Origin of the sequence: Burkholderia anthina (genome assembly GCF_001547525.1) — a bacterium.
GTDB lineage: Bacteria > Pseudomonadota > Gammaproteobacteria > Burkholderiales > Burkholderiaceae > Burkholderia > Burkholderia semiarida.
In genome coordinates this window covers 411,827-427,807 of record NZ_CM003768.1, presented here as the reverse complement: position 1 = coordinate 427,807, position 15,981 = coordinate 411,827, and the positions used below count along the sequence as shown (strand labels likewise).

Here is a 15,981-nt window from a genome sequence, read left to right as displayed (position 1 = left end):
TCGCGCCGCAGGGTGCCGGGCCGCACCCCATTTATGACGCAAGCGATTCCGCGATGACCGACCACGCCCGTTCCGCCACGCCCTTCCAGGTCGCCGCGCTGCAGATGGTGAGCGCGCCGGACGTCACCCGCAATCTCGCCGAAGCGCGCCGCCTGATCGCGGAGGCCGCCGGCGAAGGCGCGCAGCTCGTGCTGCTGCCCGAGTATTTCTGCTTCATGGGCCACCGCGACACCGACAAGCTCGCGCTCGCCGAACCGTACCGGGACGGCCCGATCCAGCAATTCCTCGCCGACGCCGCGCGCGACCACGGCATCTGGGTGATCGGCGGCACGCTGCCGCTGAAGGCGCCGCAGCCCGACCGCGTGCTGAACACGACGCTCGTGTTCGACCCGTCCGGCAACGAGGCCGCGCGCTACGACAAGATCCACCTGTTCAACTTCGAGAAAGGCGACGAATCGTTCGACGAGGCGCGCACGATCCGCGCGGGCGACACGGTCGTCGCGTTCGACGCGCCGTTCGGGCGGGTCGGCCTGTCGGTCTGTTACGATCTGCGCTTTCCGGAGCTGTATCGCCGCATGGGCGACTGCGCGCTGATGGTCGTGCCGTCGGCGTTTACGTATACGACGGGCCGCGCGCACTGGGAAACGCTGCTGCGCGCGCGGGCCGTCGAGAATCAGTGCTACGTGCTCGCGGCCGCGCAGGGCGGCAAGCACGAGAACGGCCGGCGCACGTGGGGCCACAGCATGCTGATCGACCCGTGGGGCGAGATCGTCGCGGTGCGCGACGAGGGTGCGAGCGTCGTGCTCGGCACGCTCGATCCGCAACGCATCGCCGACGTACGCCAGAGCCTGCCCGCGTGGCGGCACCGCGTGCTGACCTGAATCCGCCGCACCGCTTGAAACGCCGCGCGGCCCACCCATCTGCCCGGCAGCACCCGACAACTTTTTTGAGAATTCCCGATATCCGCATGAACATCATCGAACCCGGCATCCGCAACCTCGCGCTGGCGAAGGACATCCTGCTCACGCCGTACGGCCTCGACGAAAGCCTGCTCACGCGCACGATCGCCGACATCTTCACGCATCGCGTCGATTACGCGGACCTGTATTTCCAGGCGACCCGCAGCGAGGCATGGAGCCTCGAGGAAGGCATCGTCAAATCGGGCAGCTTCAGCATCGACCAGGGCGTCGGCGTACGCGCGGTCGCGGGCGACCGCACCGCGTTCGCGTACTCGGACGACCTGTCGCCCGAAGCGATCGCGCAAGCCGCCGCCGCCACCAAGGCGATCGCGGCGGCCGGCGGCGGCCGGCAGAAGATCAAGGCCGCCACGTCGCTGACGGGCATCTCGGGCCGCGACCTGTACCTGCCGTCCGACCCGCTCGCGTCGCTCGACGCGACGGCCAAGGTCAAGCTGCTCGAACGCATCGAACAGATGGCGCGCGGGCGCGACCCGCGCGTCACGCAGGTGATGGCCGGCCTCGCCGGCGAATACGATGTCGTGCTCGTCGCGCGCAGCGACGGCGCGCTCGCGGCCGACATCCGCCCGCTCGTGCGCGTGTCGGTCACGGTGATCGCCGAGCAGAACGGCCGCCGCGAGATCGGCTCGGGCGGCGGCGGCGGCCGCTTCGACTACGGCTACTTCACCGACGAAGTCCTGTCGCGCTACGTCGACGACGCCGTGCACGCGGCGCTCGTCAACCTCGACGCCCGACCCGCGCCGGCCGGCGCGATGACGGTCGTGCTCGGCCCGGGCTGGCCGGGCGTGCTGCTGCACGAGGCGATCGGCCATGGCCTCGAGGGCGACTTCAACCGCAAGGGCTCGTCCGCGTTCGCGGGACGGATCGGCGAACAGGTGGCCGCGAAGGGCGTGACCGTCGTCGACGACGGCACGCTGCCGAACCGCCGCGGCTCGCTGAACATCGACGACGAAGGCAATCCGACGCAGTGCACGACGCTGATCGAGGACGGCATCCTGAAGGGCTACATCCAGGACACGCTGAACGCGCGCCTGATGAAGATGCCGGTCACGGGCAACGCGCGGCGCGAGTCGTACGCGGCGCTGCCGATGCCGCGCATGACGAACACGTACATGCTCAACGGCGACAAGGATCCGCAGGAAATCATCGCGTCGGTGAAGAACGGCCTGTACGCGGTGAACTTCGGCGGCGGCCAGGTCGACATCACGAACGGCAAGTTCGTGTTCTCGGCGTCCGAGGCGTACATGATCGAGAACGGCAAGGTCACCTACCCGGTGAAGGGCGCGACGCTGATCGGCAGCGGCCCGGAGTCGCTGAAGTACGTGAGCATGATCGGCAACGACATGTCGCTCGACACGGGCGTCGGCGTATGCGGCAAGGAAGGCCAGAGCGTGCCGGTCGGCGTCGGCCAGCCGACCCTGCGGATCGACAAGATGACGGTCGGCGGTACGGCATAACCGCATCGTGGCGCAGACAATCCGCGCATTTCGATGAAAACGCGCGGATTGTCCGCATTTTTGAGCACCCCCGGTTGCCAGCCGCGCGCTGACCGGGTATAAGTTCCGAATCAACTTTTTTGACGAGCCGAATTTCCGTCATGTCCGCCAAGCTTTACTTTTACTTTTTTTGGTATCTCAGACCGCTGGCGGATCGAGAGGGTTGATGGCGCGTGAAGCGCAACCGAAATTCCCGAAAAAACCGCCGGCGAACCCGGCGGTTTTTTTTCGCCCTTCGCCAGCCGGTCGCCGCCGCAGCGGCCCGCAGCCCCGACCGGCACCACTGAATTGCCTGAATTGATGAATCTGCCGCACGCGCACTGACCGAACGGCGCCCGGAACCAAGGAGAAACAGCATGCCCCCGCACAACACCGACGACGTCCGCATTCGCGAACTCAAGGAACTCACGCCGCCCGCCCACCTGATCCGCGAATTCGCGTGCTCCGAAGCCGCGTCCGAGCTGATCTACCACGCGCGCCAGTCGATGCACCGCATCCTGCACGGAATGGACGACCGGCTGATCGTCGTGATCGGGCCGTGCTCGATCCACGACACGAAGGCGGCGATCGAATACGCGGGCCGGCTCGTGAAGGAGCGCGAGCGCTTCAAGGGCGAACTGGAAATCGTGATGCGCGTGTACTTCGAGAAGCCGCGCACGACGGTCGGCTGGAAGGGGCTCATCAACGATCCGCACCTGGACAACAGCTTCAAGATCAACGAAGGGCTGCGTACCGCGCGCGAGCTGCTGCTGCAGATCAACGAAATGGGGCTGCCGGCCGCGACCGAATACCTCGACATGATCAGCCCGCAGTACATCGCCGACCTGATCTCGTGGGGCGCGATCGGCGCGCGCACGACCGAGTCGCAGGTGCACCGCGAGCTCGCGTCGGGGCTGTCGTGCCCGGTCGGCTTCAAGAACGGCACCGACGGCAACGTGAAGATCGCGGTGGACGCGATCAAGGCCGCGTCGCAGCCGCACCATTTCCTGTCGGTGACGAAGGGCGGCCATTCGGCGATCGTGTCGACGGCCGGCAACGAGGACTGCCACGTGATCCTGCGCGGCGGCAAGACGCCGAACTACGACGCGGACAGCGTGAACGCCGCGTGCGCGGACATCGGCAAGGCCGGCCTCGCCGCGCGCCTGATGATCGACGCGAGCCACGCGAACAGCTCGAAGAAGCACGAGAATCAGATTCCCGTGTGCGCGGACATCGGCCGCCAGATCGCGGCCGGCGACGAGCGCATCGTCGGCGTGATGATCGAGTCGCACCTCGTCGAGGGGCGCCAGGACCTGAAGGAAGGCTGCGCGCTGACCTACGGCCAGAGCATCACCGACGCGTGCATCGCGTGGGACGACAGCGTGAAGGTGCTCGAAGGCCTCGCGGAATCGGTGAAGGCGCGGCGCGTCGCGCGCGGCAGCGGGAACTGAAGAAACGCCGCCAGGCTGACCGTATGGCCCCCGCCTGGCGGCGAATTGGCCATACGGCCAGCCTGCGGCCGACGTGTTGCTCTGCTAGACTAGCTAACATCATCTAGCTAACCAGAGGATCGATCATGTCGACCGTCAACATGCACGATGCCAAGTCGCGGCTTTCCAGCCTCGTGGAAGCGCTTGAATCGGGGCGCGAAGCCGAAGTCGTGATCGCCCGCAATGGTCATCCGGTCGCCCGGATCGTTCCGTACACCGCGCCGAAGCGGATCGGCGCAGCCCGTCAGTTGCTTGCCGGACTGAACATTCCGACAAGCGTCGAGGCATTCAATGCCGGCGATGAATCGATCGCCGCCGACTTCGATGCCAGCTCGGACCAAGGGCTTGCACCGTGAAGCTGCTGCTCGATACGCACATCGCGCTCTGGGCGGCTGAAGGCGCACCGCAACTTTCGGCAACCGCGGCCGCATTGATCGAACATCCCCAAAACACGCTGTACGTCAGCGCCGCGTCGATTTGGGAAATCGCGATCAAGTACCGCAAAGGCAATCTGCCCGTCCATCCGAGAGATGCGCGTTCGGCATTTCGGCTGGCAGGTTTTGCGGAGTTGCCGATCAGCAGCGATCACGCCGAGGCAGTCGCCGCGTTGCCGGATTTCCCGGACCATGCCGATCCGTTCGACCGCGTGATGGTCGCGCAGGCACTCCATGAAGGCATGCCGCTCGTCAGTGCCGATCCGAAGGTGTGGCGCTACCACGCAACGCTGATGTTGCGCGCCTGAAGTCGCCCCCACGGCGCCGCTAGCAAAACGCCCGGCTCGCGCCGGGCTTCGTCATTGCATCGTTGCGTTGGTCGACACCGGCCGCCGGACCCTCACTCGAGCGCGCCCGAACCGAAGATTTCCGTGTTCACGCGTTCCGGCGCGACGCCGAGGGCGACCAGCGCGTCGCGTTGCGCCTTCATGAACGCGATCGGGCCGCAGATGTAGTAATCGGCATCCGGCACCAGCGCGTACTGCTTCACACGCTCCTGCGTGAGGCGGCCTTCGAGGTCGTGATCGACACCCGCGCGATCGTTCGGGCCGACCAGCTCGTACAGCACCGTGCGCTTGACGTTCGCATGCTCGTGCACCGCGTCGTTCAGCCAGTCGCGGAATGCGTGCACCGCGCCGGAACGGCATGCGTGGATGAAGCGCACGTCGCGCTTGCTGCCTTCAGCGATCAGCGTCGACGCCATCGACATCATCGGCGTGATGCCGACGCCACCGGAGATCAGCACGACCGGCGTATCGGCCTCGCGCTTCAGCGAGAAATCCCCCATCGGCGCGGTCGCCTCGACGATCGCGCCCTCTTCCACGCCGTCGTGCATCAGCGTCGACACCTTGCCGGCCGGGATCGCTTCCGGCTTGCCGGCCTCGCGCTTCACCGAGATGCGCAGCCACTTGCCGTGCGGCGCGTCGGACAAGCTGTACTGGCGCGGCTGGTCGACGCCGAGATCGCCGACGAAGCGCTTCACCGTGATGTACTGGCCCGGCTCGAACGTCGGTGCTTCGCCGCCGTCGGCGGGCGTCAGGTAGAACGACGTGATCTCGTCGCTTTCACGCACCTTGCGCGCGACCTTGAACGGGCGGAAGCCGCTCCACGCGGCATTCGCGTACAGGTCGGCCTCGGCGCCGATCAGGATCTGCGCGAGCTGGCCGTATGCGACGCGCCACGCTTCGAGCGTGCCGGCATCGACCGCGTCGCCGAGCACTTCGACGATCGCCGCGAGCAGGTTCTCGCCGACGATCGGGTAATGCTCGGGACGGATGTTCAGGCTCGCATGCTTGTGCGAGATGCGCGACACCGCGCCGCCCAGCGCGCCCAGATTGTCGATGTTCGCCGCATACGCATAGACGGCCTTCGCGAGCGTCTCGGGCTGGCTGCCGGTCTTCTGGTGCGTCTGGTTGAACAGGTTCTTCAGTTCCGGATGACGCGCGAACATGCGCTGGTAAAAGTGCTTCGTGATCGTCGCGCCGTGCTCGGCGAGGACGGGGGCGGTGGCCTTCACACGGGCCATCTGGTCGGCGGTGAGGTGGGTCATGTTCGTTCTCCGTTAAACATGCATATACGATACTTGTTTAAAAACGAACGCCCCTCGGGCAAATTGTCGCAGCGCGTAACAAGCGTGATGGTTGGCTAGCGGACGCGCCCGCGCTCCCACAGCACGTCGGCGCCGCCGCCGGCGCGGTTCAGCACGCGCGCCAGCACGAACAGCAGGTCGGACAGCCGGTTCACGTACCGCCGCGGCGCATCATTGAGCGTGTCGCCGCGGCCGAGCGCGACGATCGAGCGCTCCGCGCGGCGGCACACGGTGCGGCACACGTGCGCGAGCGACGCCGCGCGCGAGCCGGCCGGGAGGATGAATTCCTTCAGCGGCGGCAGCGTCGCGTTGTAGTCGGCGAGCCACTGGTCGAGGCGCGCGAGATGCGTGTCGTCGAGCACCGTGTGGCCGGGGATGCACAGCTCGCCGCCGAGATCGAACAGGTCGTGCTGGATCGTGACGAGCGCCGTGCGCACGTCGTCGGGCAGCGCCTCGGCCAGCAGCACGCCGAGATGCGAGTTCAGTTCGTCGACGTCGCCGATCGCGGCGATCCGTGCGTCGTCCTTGCCGATGCGCCGCCCGTCGCCGAGGCCGGTGGTGCCGTCGTCGCCCGTGCGCGTCGCGATCTTGCTCAAGCGGTTGCCCATGCGAATATCCTCTCGTGCGCGGCCGCCACGCGGCCCGGTTGGCTGGAACGCGATTATCGCAGCCCGCGGCGCGAGGCGCGAGGCGCGAGGCGCGAGGCGCAGCGGACGTTACGGCGTAGAATGAGCCGACAGTACGACAAGCAGTCAGGAGACATTCGTGAATCACCCTGCCCCGCCGGCCGCCACGCGCCGCCCGCTGCCCCCCGCCATGCTCGATGCGCTGCGCGCCGCCTTCGGCGAGCGTGTGTCGACCGCCGATGCGGTCCGCGCCCATCACGGCCGCGACGAATCCCCGTTCGACCCGCAACTGCCCGACGCCGTCGTGTTCGCCCGCAGCACCGACGACGTGCGCGAAGTCGTGTCGCTGTGCTCGCTCTACGGCGTGCCGCTGATCCCGTACGGCGCCGGCTCGTCGCTCGAAGGCCACCTGCTCGCGGTACGCGGCGGCGTGTCGCTCGACCTGTCGGAAATGAACCGCGTGCTGTCGATCAACGCCGAAGACCTGACCGTGACGGTCGAGCCGGGCATCACGCGCAAGGCGCTCAACGACGCACTGCGCGACACCGGCCTGTTCTTCCCGATCGATCCGGGCGCCGACGCCAGCATCGGCGGGATGACCGCAACCCGCGCCTCCGGCACCAACGCCGTGCGCTACGGCACGATGCGCGAGAACGTGCTCGGCCTCACTGCGGTGCTCGCGGACGGCCGCGTGGTGAAAACCGGCTCGCGCGCGCGCAAGTCATCGGCCGGCTACGACCTCACGCGCCTGTTCGTCGGGTCCGAAGGCACGCTCGGCGTGATCACCGAGATCACGCTGCGCCTGCACCCGCTGCCCGAGGCCGTGTCGGCCGCGATCTGCACGTTCCCGACCATGGGCGACGCGGTGCGCACGGTGATCGAGACGATCCAGATCGGCGTGCCGATCGCGCGCGTGGAATTCGTCGATGCGCTCGCGGTGCGCTCGATCAACCGTCACTCGAACCTGACGCTCGCCGAAGCGCCGACGCTGTTCTTCGAATTCCACGGCACCGAGGCCGGCGTGAAGGAACAGGCCGAACTCGTGCAGGCGCTCGCCGGCCAGAACGCCGGCCAGGGCTTCGAATGGGCGACGCGCCCCGAGGATCGCACGCGGCTCTGGTCCGCGCGCCACAACGCGTATTTCGCGATGCTTCAGCTGAAGCCCGGCTGCCGCGCGGTGACGACCGACGTATGCGTGCCGATCTCGCAGCTCGCCGCATGCGTCGAGGAAACCGAGGTCGACCTGCGTGCGTCGTCGCTGCCCTGTCCGATCGTCGGCCACGTCGGCGACGGCAATTTCCACGTCGCGATCCTGATCGATCCCGACAAGCCGGAGGAACTGGCCGAAGCCGAACACATCAACGACCGGATCGTCGAGCGTGCGCTGCGCCTGGGCGGCACCTGCACCGGCGAGCACGGCGTCGGGCTGCACAAGATGCGCTTCCTGCCGAAGGAGCACGGCGACAACGCAATCGACACGATGCGCGCGATCAAGCTCGCGCTCGATCCGCGCAACCTGATGAATCCGGGCAAGATTTTCACGTGCTGACACGGCGGCGCGACGTCGCGCCCCACGCAGGAGACCCCATGAACGCTCCCGTCGAACTGTCGAGCGCCGCCCGCGCGCAGCGCCAGCGCGAAATCGTGCAGGCGCTGATGGCCGTGCTGCCGACCCACTGCCTGCTGTACCGCGACGAGGACACGGCGCCGTACGAATGCGACGGCCTGTCCGCCTACCGCCGGCTGCCGCTCGCGGTCGCGCTGCCGGAGACGGAGTCGCAGGTGCAGCGGATCGTGCAGATCTGCCGCCGCATGGAAGTGCCGATCGTGCCGCGCGGCGCCGGCACGAGCCTGTCGGGCGGCGCGCTGCCGATCGCGCTCGGCGTCGTGCTGTCGCTCGCGCGCTTCACGCGCATCGTCGAAGTGGACCCGTACGCGCGCACGGCGATCGTGCAGCCGGGCGTGCGCAATCTCGCGATCTCGGAAGCGGCCGCGCCGTACGGCCTGTATTACGCACCCGATCCGTCGTCGCAGATCGCCTGCACGATCGGCGGCAACGTCGCGGAAAATTCCGGCGGCGTCCATTGCCTGAAATACGGGCTGACCGTGCACAACGTGATGCGCGTGCGCGCGGTGACGATCGACGGCGAGATCGTCGAATTCGGCTCGCTCGCGCTCGACATGCCGGGCCTCGACCTGCTCGCGGTGATGATCGGCAGCGAAGGGATGTTCGCGATCGTCACCGAGGTGACGGTGCGGCTGATCCCGAAGCCGCAGACCGCGCAGCTCGTGATGGCGAGCTTCGACGACGTGGTGAAAGGCGGCGAGGCGGTGGCTGCGATCATCGCGTCGGGCATCATCCCGGCGGGGCTCGAGATGATGGACAAGCCGGCCACGCAGGCCGTCGAGGCGTTCACGCACGCGGGCTACGACCTCGACGCGAAGGCGATCCTGCTGTGCGAATCGGACGGCACGCCGGAAGAAGTCGCCGAGGAAATCGTGCGGATGACGGCCGTGCTGCGCGAGCACGGCGCGACGCGCATCCAGGTGTCGCGCAACGAACACGAGCGGCTGCGCTTCTGGTCCGGCCGCAAGAACGCGTTCCCGGCCGCCGGCCGCATTTCCCCCGATTACTACTGCATGGACGGCACCGTGCCGCGCCGCGCGATCGGCCCGCTGCTCGCGCGCATCGAGCAGCTCGAGACGCGCTACGGGCTGCGCTGCATCAACGTGTTCCATGCCGGCGACGGCAACATGCATCCGCTGATCCTGTACAACGCGAACGATCCGGACGAACTGCACCGCGCCGAGCAGTTCGGCGCGGAAATCCTCGAATGCTGCGTGGAATTCGGCGGCAGCGTGACGGGCGAGCACGGTGTCGGCATCGAAAAACTCAATTCGATGTGCGTGCAGTTCTCGCCGCAGGAGCGCGACGCGTTCTTCGCGGTCAAGCGCGCGTTCGATCCGGCCGGGCTGCTGAACCCGGACAAGGGCATCCCGACCCGCGCGCGCTGCGCCGAATATGGCCGCCAGCACGTGCGCGGCGGGCTGCTGCCGCACCCCGACCTGCCGCGCTTCTGAGCGGCACGCGCGGGTCGCGCCCCCGCACCGGCGGCCGCGGTACGGGGCTCTGCCGTACCGGCTCGGCGCGTTCGCGCGCCGGCGCCGGCGTGCCGCAACCGCGATGGGGCTTAGGGATAGTCGCGATGTGCAATCGCGCCACCCCGGTACAATCGACCGGACAACGAGACGAGAAAGCAACGGAACATGGAAGAGGACGACATCGTCGCCGGATGGGCCGAGCGCATCCGCGCCGCCAGTGCCGACGGCCGGCCGCTGCGGATTCGCGGCGGCGGCACCAAGGACTGGTACGGCCAGGCGCTCGAGGGCGAAATACTCGACACGCGTGCGTTTCAGGGCATCGTGTCATACGACCCGGCCGAACTCGTCGTCACGGTCCGCGCGGGCACGCCGCTCGCGCAGCTTGAAACCGTCCTCGCCGAGTGCGGCCAGATGCTGCCGTTCGAGCCGCCGCATTTCGGCCGCGCGGCCACCGTCGGCGGCTGCGTCGCGGCCGGGCTCGCGGGCCCGCGCCGCGCCACCTGCGGCGCCCCGCGCGATTTCGTGCTCGGCGTCACGCTGATGAACGGCCGCGGCGACATGCTGCGCTTCGGCGGGCAGGTCGTGAAGAACGTCGCCGGCTACGACGTGTCGCGGCTGATGGCCGGCGCGCTCGGCACGCTCGGGCTGATGCTCGACCTGTCGATCAAGGTGCTGCCGATGCCCGTCGCCGAAGTCACGCTTAAGTTCGAGATGACCGCGACCGACGCGGTGCGCAAGCTCAACGAATGGGGCGGCCATCCGCTGCCCGTCAGCGCGAGCGCGTGGCGCAACGGCACGCTCGTGCTGCGCCTGTCGGGCGCGGAAGCCGCGGTGAAATCCGCGAAAACGCTGCTCGGCGGCGAGGTCGTCGACGCGGTCGAGGCCGAGCGCTTCTGGTCCGGCGTGCGCGAACACACCGATCCGTTCTTCAACGGCATCCCGCCCGGTTATGCGCTGTGGCGCCTGTCGCTGCCGTCGATCACCGAACCGATGCACCTGCCCGGCACCCAGTTGATGGAATGGGGCGGCGCGCAGCGCTGGTGGATCACCGACGCCGACGCGCAAACCGTGCGCATGAGCGCGAAGCAGGCCGGCGGCCATGCGACGCTGTTCCGCGCGGGCGACACCTACGACCGCAGCGCGGGCGTGTTCACGCCGCTGCCCGCGCCGATGATGAAGATCCACCGCGGGCTGAAGAGCGCGTTCGATCCCGCGCGCATCTTCAATCGCGGCCGGCTTTACCCTGAACTCTGAGGGCTGGATGCAAACGAACCTCGCCGATTTCATCCGCAACACACCCGACGGCGACGAGGCCGACGCGATCCTGCGCAAGTGCGTGCACTGCGGGTTCTGCACCGCGACCTGCCCGACCTATCAACTGCTCGGCGACGAACTCGACGGCCCGCGCGGCCGCATCTACCTGATCAAGCAGATGGTCGAGGGCGCCGCCGTCACGCGCAGCACGCAACAGCATCTCGACCGCTGCCTCACGTGCCGCAGTTGCGAGACGACCTGCCCGTCCGGCGTTCAGTACGGCCGGCTCGTCGAGATCGGCCGCAAGCACGTCGAGGCGCAGGTGCAGCGCCCCGCGCAGCAGCGACTGATGCGCCGCGTGCTCGCGAGCGTCGTGCCGAACGCGGCGCTGTTCTCGCCGGTGATGCGGCTCGGCCAGCACGTGCGGCCGCTGCTGCCGAAGCGGCTGCGCGACAAGGTGCCGCCGCGCACGCGGCTGCTCGAATGGCCGCACCGCACGCATACGCGCAAGATGCTGATGCTCGGCGGCTGCGTGCAGCCGTCGATGCTGCCGAACATCAACATCGCGACCGCACGCGTGCTCGACGCGCTCGGCATCGAGACGGTCGTCGCGCCCGACGCGGGCTGCTGCGGCGCGATCCGTCTGCACCTGAACTATCACGACGAGGCGCTCGACGACGCGCGCCGCAACATCGACGCGTGGTGGCCGCACGTCGAACAGGGCGTCGAGGCGATCGTGATGAACGCGTCGGGCTGCGGCGCGACGGTGCTCGAATACGCGCACCTGCTGCGCGACGATCCGGCCTACGCGGAGAAGGCCCAGCGCATCGTGTCGCTGACCCGCGACATCTCCGACGTGCTGCTCGCGTTCGAGGCCGAGCTCGCGACGATCGCGCGGCGCCGCGCGATCCATACGGTCGCCTATCACCCACCGTGCACGCTGCAACACGGCCAGCAGTCGCGCGGCAAGGTCGAGCGCCTGCTGGAGACGCTCGGCATCGACGTGCGGCTGCCGGCCGACAGCCACCTGTGCTGCGGCTCGGCCGGTACCTACTCGCTGACGCAGCCGTCGCTGTCGTACCGGTTGCGCAAGCAGAAGCTGCTGAAGCTGCAAGCGCTCGAGCCGCAGATGATCGTGTCCGGCAACATCGGCTGCATCGCGCATCTGCAAAGCGGCACGCAGGTGCCGGTCGCCCACTGGGTCCAGCTCGTCGAGCATCTGCTGTACGGTTAGGGCCTGTTCACGCGCGCGACGTGCCGGCGCGCGCCGTCCGTATAATGAGCGGATCGATGCGCGGCGCGTCGCCGCGCATCGGCTTCATACCCGCTTCCGTGCTGCCTCCGTGCCCGCTTTCGTGCCCGTCATGTCCGATCTCGCCGCCCGTCTCGACTCCGTTCACCGCCGCATCGCCGACGCCGCCCGCGCGGCCGGCCGCGACCCCGCCACCGTCTCGCTGCTCGCCGTGTCGAAGACGTTTCCGGCCGACGACGTGCGCGCCGCGCATGCGGCCGGGCAGCGCGCGTTCGGCGAAAACTACGTGCAGGAGTCGATCGACAAGATCGACGCGCTCGCCGATCTGCGCGCGAGCCTCGAATGGCATTTCATCGGGCCGCTGCAATCGAACAAGACGCGCCCCGTCGCCGAGCGCTTCGACTGGGTCCATTCGGTCGACCGGCTGAAGATCGCCCAGCGCCTGTCCGAGCAGCGCCCCGCCCACCTGCCGCCGCTCAACGTGTGCGTGCAGGTGAACATCAGCGGCGAGGCGTCGAAAAGCGGCGTCGCGCCGGCCGACGTGGCGGAGGTCGCGCGGGCGGTCGCCGCGCTGCCGTCCCTGCGGCTACGCGGGCTGATGGCGATTCCCGAACCGGCCGGCGACACGGCCGCGCAACGCGCGCCGCATCGCGCGCTGCGCGCGCTGTTCGACGCGTTGCGCGCCGACGGCCTGCCGCTCGACACGCTGTCGATGGGCATGTCCGCCGATCTCGAGGCGGCCGTGCTCGAGGGCGCGACGATCGTGCGCATCGGCACCGCGATCTTCGGCGCGCGCGATTACGCGCACTGAACGCCGCGCCCTTTTCCGCCTTTCCGTTCATTCACTCGCTCATTCCCGACATCATGAAAATCGCATTCATCGGCGGCGGCAACATGGCCGCGGCCCTGATCGGCGGCCTGATCAAGCGCGGCGTCGCCGCGGACGGCCTGTATGCCATCGACATCAACGACGACGTCCGCGCGCGCGCGGCGCAGCAATTCGGCGTGCGCACCGGCGCGACCGTCGACGCGACGCTCGCCGACTACGACGCGATCGTGCTCGCGGTGAAGCCGCAGGTGCTGCACGACGTCGCGCAGGCGCTCGCGCCGCACCTGAAATCGCAGCTCGTGATCAGCATCGCGGCCGGCATCCGCGGCACGGATCTCGCCCGCTGGCTCGGCGGCTACGCGCGCGTCGTGCGCACGATGCCGAACACGCCCGCGCTGGTCGGCATGGGCGTCACGGGCCTGGCCGCGCTGCCGGGCGTCGACGCCGCGGGCCGTGAACTCGCATCGAGCGTGCTCGGCGCGGTCGGCGAGATCGTATGGTTCGACGACGAATCGCAGCTCGACGCGGTCACCGCGATTTCGGGCAGCGGCCCCGCGTACGTGTTCTATTTCATCGAAGCGCTGCAGGAAGCCGCGCGCCGCCTCGGCATGAACGACGAGCAGGGCCGAGCGCTCGCGGTCGCGACGTTCACCGGCGCCGCGCAGCTCGCCGCGCAGTCGGGCGAACCGGCGAGCGTGCTGCGCGAACGCGTGACGTCGAAAGGCGGCACGACGGCCGCCGCGCTCGCGGCGTTCGACGCGCAGGGCGTGAAGGAAGCAATCGTGCGCGGCGCGCTCGCGGCCGAAGCGCGCGCGAAGGAAATGGGCGACGAGCTCGGCCGCGCGTAGCCGTAGCCGATTGCAATCGGCGGACACGCCCCGACCGTCGCCACCCAATACGTGGTTCTCAACGGATCGAACAAAAGCGGCCTTGTTGGGCCGCTTCTCTTCATCGTCGAGATGTATCGCTAGACCGCCGCCAGCGCGTACTGCACGGCAATGCCCGCGAACAACACGCCGCCGAGCCAGTTGTTGTGGCGGAACGCCGCGAAGCACGGCATCCGTTCGCGATCCTTGATCAGCGTGTAGTGATACAGCGCGCAGCCGACCGCCGCCGCCCAGCCCGCCCAGTACACGAGGCCGAAACCCAGCGTCACGCCGATCCACACGTAGATGCCGAGCGTCACCGCGTAACACAGCATGACTGCCGCGACGTCGAAGCGGCCGAACGTCAGCGCCGACGTGCGGATGCCGATCTTGATATCGTCGTCGCGATCGACCATCGCATATTCGGTGTCGTACGCGACCGACCAGAAGATGTTCGCGACCAGCATCACCCAGGCCAGTACCGGCACCGTGTCCTGCACGGCCGCGAACGCCATCGGGATGCCGAAGCCGAACGCGATGCCCAGATACGCTTGCGGAATCGCGAAGAAGCGTTTCATGAACGGATAGGAACCGGCGACGAACAGCGCGACGACCGACAGTTCCTTCGTCAGCGTATTGAGCGGCTGGATCAGCAGGAACGCGATGAACGACAGCCCGACCGCGATCGCGACGGCTTCCCACGCCCGGATCTTGCCCGACGTCAGCGGCCGGTCGGCCGTGCGCTTCACGTGGCGGTCGAAATCGCGGTCGGCGTAGTCGTTCATCGCGCAGCCGGCGGAGCGCATCAGCAGCGTGCCGAGCACGAAGATCACGAGCAGCGGCCAGCGCGGGTGGCCGTCCGATGCGATCCACAGCGCGTTGAGCGTCGGCCACAGCAGCAGCAGGCTGCCGATCGGCTTGTCCATCCGGACGAGCCGCAGATACAGGGGGAAGCGGGCAAGCATGGTCAAGCACCGGGAAGGGAATCCCGGCATTTTAGAGCCGAGCGGTGCTCCGCGTCATGTCGGCGCGACGCGCGGCCAGCGGCCGAGGCGGGCCGGCTGGCCGCCGAGGCCCGCCGCGCGTGGCCGCACGGTCGCACGCATCGATCCGGGGACAGATTCAAGACCGGCCGGCATCGGGCCGGCCTGAAGTCCGCGGCAGCGCGAAGCTTACGCGAGCAGCGACCGCAGCATCCATGCGGTCTTTTCATGCGTCTGCAGGCGCTGGGTCAGCAGGTCGGCGGTCGGCTCGTCGCTCGCCGCGTCGGCGATCGGGAAGATCTCGCGCGCGGTGCGCACGACCGCCTCGTGCCCTTCGACGAGCTGGCGGATCATGTCCTCGGCGGCCGGCACGCCCTTCGCTTCGGGCACCGACGACAGTTTCGCGAAATCGGCGAACGTGCCGGGCGCGACGACGCCCAGCGTGCGAATGCGCTCGGCAACGGAATCGACCGCGAGCCACAGTTCGTTGTACTGCTCCTCGAACATCAGGTGCAGCGTGTTGAACATCGGTCCGGTCACGTTCCAGTGGAAATTGTGGGTCTTCAGGTACAGCGTAAACGTATCGGCAAGCAGGCGCGACAGGCCGTCCGCGATGTTCTTGCGGTCCTTGTCGCTGATACCGATGTTGATTTGCGTGGCGTTGCCTTTCTTGGCCATCTTCGAGACTCCTCATTCGAAATGTTGAACCGGCGAAAATGCGTCGAGCAAGCCGCATGCCGCGTCGCGCGGCATCCGTTCGCGACTCGCCAGTTTAACGTCGCGAAGGCGTCACCGCACTCAACCGCCGGCGATCGACATGAACGGCCCGAGCGCGTGCAGCGCCTGCGAGACCAGTTCCGCCGCCCCGCCGACGACGATCGCGAAGCCAACGGCGTAACGCGCCAGCTCGACCGGCGATCGCAGAATGGGCGACGCCGCGGCGCGCACGTTGAGCATCATCTGGGTCATGGTCGTCACTCCTTCGACAAGACATCGTTCAGAGAAGAAACGGCCGGTCGTTCGACCGGCCGCTTCACGTTACTGC

At 68.2% G+C, this 15,981-nt stretch carries 16 protein-coding genes; 11 read left to right on the top strand and 5 right to left on the bottom strand.

All coding sequences use genetic code 11. The features are described from left to right. Positions 1-53: 53 nt before the first annotated feature. The 5 genes from WS64_RS02015 to WS64_RS01995 all read left to right on the top strand — a co-directional run bounded on the left by WS64_RS02015 (position 54) and on the right by WS64_RS01995 (position 4,684). The gene (locus WS64_RS02015; protein WP_059642148.1) at positions 54-881 is read left to right on the top strand and encodes a carbon-nitrogen hydrolase family protein; all 828 of its coding nucleotides are present in this window, start codon (positions 54-56) and stop codon (positions 879-881) included. Between the two features lie 86 nt (positions 882-967). After that, on the top strand, positions 968-2,434 hold the full coding sequence (gene tldD, locus WS64_RS02010) for a metalloprotease TldD (protein WP_059574293.1): 1,467 nt from the start codon (positions 968-970) through the stop codon (positions 2,432-2,434). Between the two features lie 395 nt (positions 2,435-2,829). Beyond that, on the top strand, positions 2,830-3,903 hold the full coding sequence (aroG, locus tag WS64_RS02005) for a 3-deoxy-7-phosphoheptulonate synthase AroG (protein WP_059642150.1): 1,074 nt from the start codon (positions 2,830-2,832) through the stop codon (positions 3,901-3,903). Positions 3,904-4,028: 125 nt separating this feature from the next. After that, positions 4,029-4,298, top strand: a complete 270-nt coding sequence (locus WS64_RS02000) for a type II toxin-antitoxin system Phd/YefM family antitoxin (RefSeq protein ID WP_059574295.1) — start codon at positions 4,029-4,031, stop codon at positions 4,296-4,298. After that, the gene (locus WS64_RS01995; RefSeq protein WP_060965601.1) at positions 4,295-4,684 is read left to right on the top strand and encodes a type II toxin-antitoxin system VapC family toxin; all 390 of its coding nucleotides are present in this window, start codon (positions 4,295-4,297) and stop codon (positions 4,682-4,684) included. Before WS64_RS02000 ends, WS64_RS01995 begins: the two co-directional genes overlap by 4 nt. A 92-nt stretch (positions 4,685-4,776) precedes the next feature. Here WS64_RS01995 and hmpA read toward each other — a convergent pair whose 3' ends face one another. Continuing rightward, positions 4,777-5,985 (bottom strand): NO-inducible flavohemoprotein, encoded by a 1,209-nt coding sequence (gene hmpA / locus WS64_RS01990; protein ID WP_060965600.1) that lies wholly within the window; start codon positions 5,983-5,985, stop codon positions 4,777-4,779. Between the two features lie 95 nt (positions 5,986-6,080). Beyond that, positions 6,081-6,632: a cob(I)yrinic acid a,c-diamide adenosyltransferase gene (locus WS64_RS01985; RefSeq protein ID WP_059642159.1), complete on the bottom strand. Its 552-nt coding sequence runs from the start codon at positions 6,630-6,632 to the stop codon at positions 6,081-6,083. A 157-nt stretch (positions 6,633-6,789) separates the two neighbouring features. Between WS64_RS01985 and WS64_RS01980 the strand changes: the two genes are divergently transcribed. The 6 genes from WS64_RS01980 to proC all read left to right on the top strand — a co-directional run bounded on the left by WS64_RS01980 (position 6,790) and on the right by proC (position 13,935). Next, complete coding sequence (locus WS64_RS01980; protein ID WP_059574299.1) at positions 6,790-8,199, top strand: FAD-binding oxidoreductase; 1,410 nt, start codon at positions 6,790-6,792, stop codon at positions 8,197-8,199. A 38-nt stretch (positions 8,200-8,237) separates the two neighbouring features. After that, positions 8,238-9,731 carry an FAD-linked oxidase C-terminal domain-containing protein gene (locus WS64_RS01975; protein WP_059574300.1) on the top strand — a complete coding sequence of 498 codons (1,494 nt, stop codon included), beginning with the start codon at positions 8,238-8,240 and terminating at the stop codon, positions 9,729-9,731. A 186-nt stretch (positions 9,732-9,917) separates the two neighbouring features. Beyond that, positions 9,918-11,006 (top strand): glycolate oxidase subunit GlcE, encoded by a 1,089-nt coding sequence (gene glcE / locus WS64_RS01970; protein ID WP_059574301.1) that lies wholly within the window; start codon positions 9,918-9,920, stop codon positions 11,004-11,006. 7 nt (positions 11,007-11,013) lie between these two features. Next, positions 11,014-12,240 carry a glycolate oxidase subunit GlcF gene (gene glcF / locus WS64_RS01965; RefSeq protein ID WP_059642162.1) on the top strand — a complete coding sequence of 409 codons (1,227 nt, stop codon included), beginning with the start codon at positions 11,014-11,016 and terminating at the stop codon, positions 12,238-12,240. Positions 12,241-12,370: 130 nt separating this feature from the next. Next, entirely contained in the window at positions 12,371-13,069 is a 699-nt protein-coding gene (locus WS64_RS01960; protein ID WP_059642166.1) for a YggS family pyridoxal phosphate-dependent enzyme, read from the top strand. A gap of 53 nt (positions 13,070-13,122) precedes the next feature. Beyond that, the gene (gene proC / locus WS64_RS01955) at positions 13,123-13,935 is read left to right on the top strand and encodes a pyrroline-5-carboxylate reductase (protein ID WP_060965599.1); all 813 of its coding nucleotides are present in this window, start codon (positions 13,123-13,125) and stop codon (positions 13,933-13,935) included. A gap of 119 nt (positions 13,936-14,054) precedes the next feature. On the opposite strand, the gene ubiA is transcribed toward proC, so the two are convergent. The 3 genes from ubiA to WS64_RS34810 form a co-directional block, all read right to left on the bottom strand. Further along, positions 14,055-14,918, bottom strand: a complete 864-nt coding sequence (gene ubiA / locus WS64_RS01950) for a 4-hydroxybenzoate octaprenyltransferase (protein WP_060965598.1) — start codon at positions 14,916-14,918, stop codon at positions 14,055-14,057. Between the two features lie 207 nt (positions 14,919-15,125). Next, entirely contained in the window at positions 15,126-15,614 is a 489-nt protein-coding gene (gene dpsA / locus WS64_RS01945; RefSeq protein WP_059574306.1) for a non-specific DNA-binding protein DpsA, read from the bottom strand. A 120-nt stretch (positions 15,615-15,734) separates the two neighbouring features. Beyond that, positions 15,735-15,905, bottom strand: coding sequence for a hypothetical protein (locus WS64_RS34810; RefSeq protein WP_167351603.1), 171 nt, complete (start codon positions 15,903-15,905; stop codon positions 15,735-15,737). Positions 15,906-15,981: the final 76 nt, after the last annotated feature.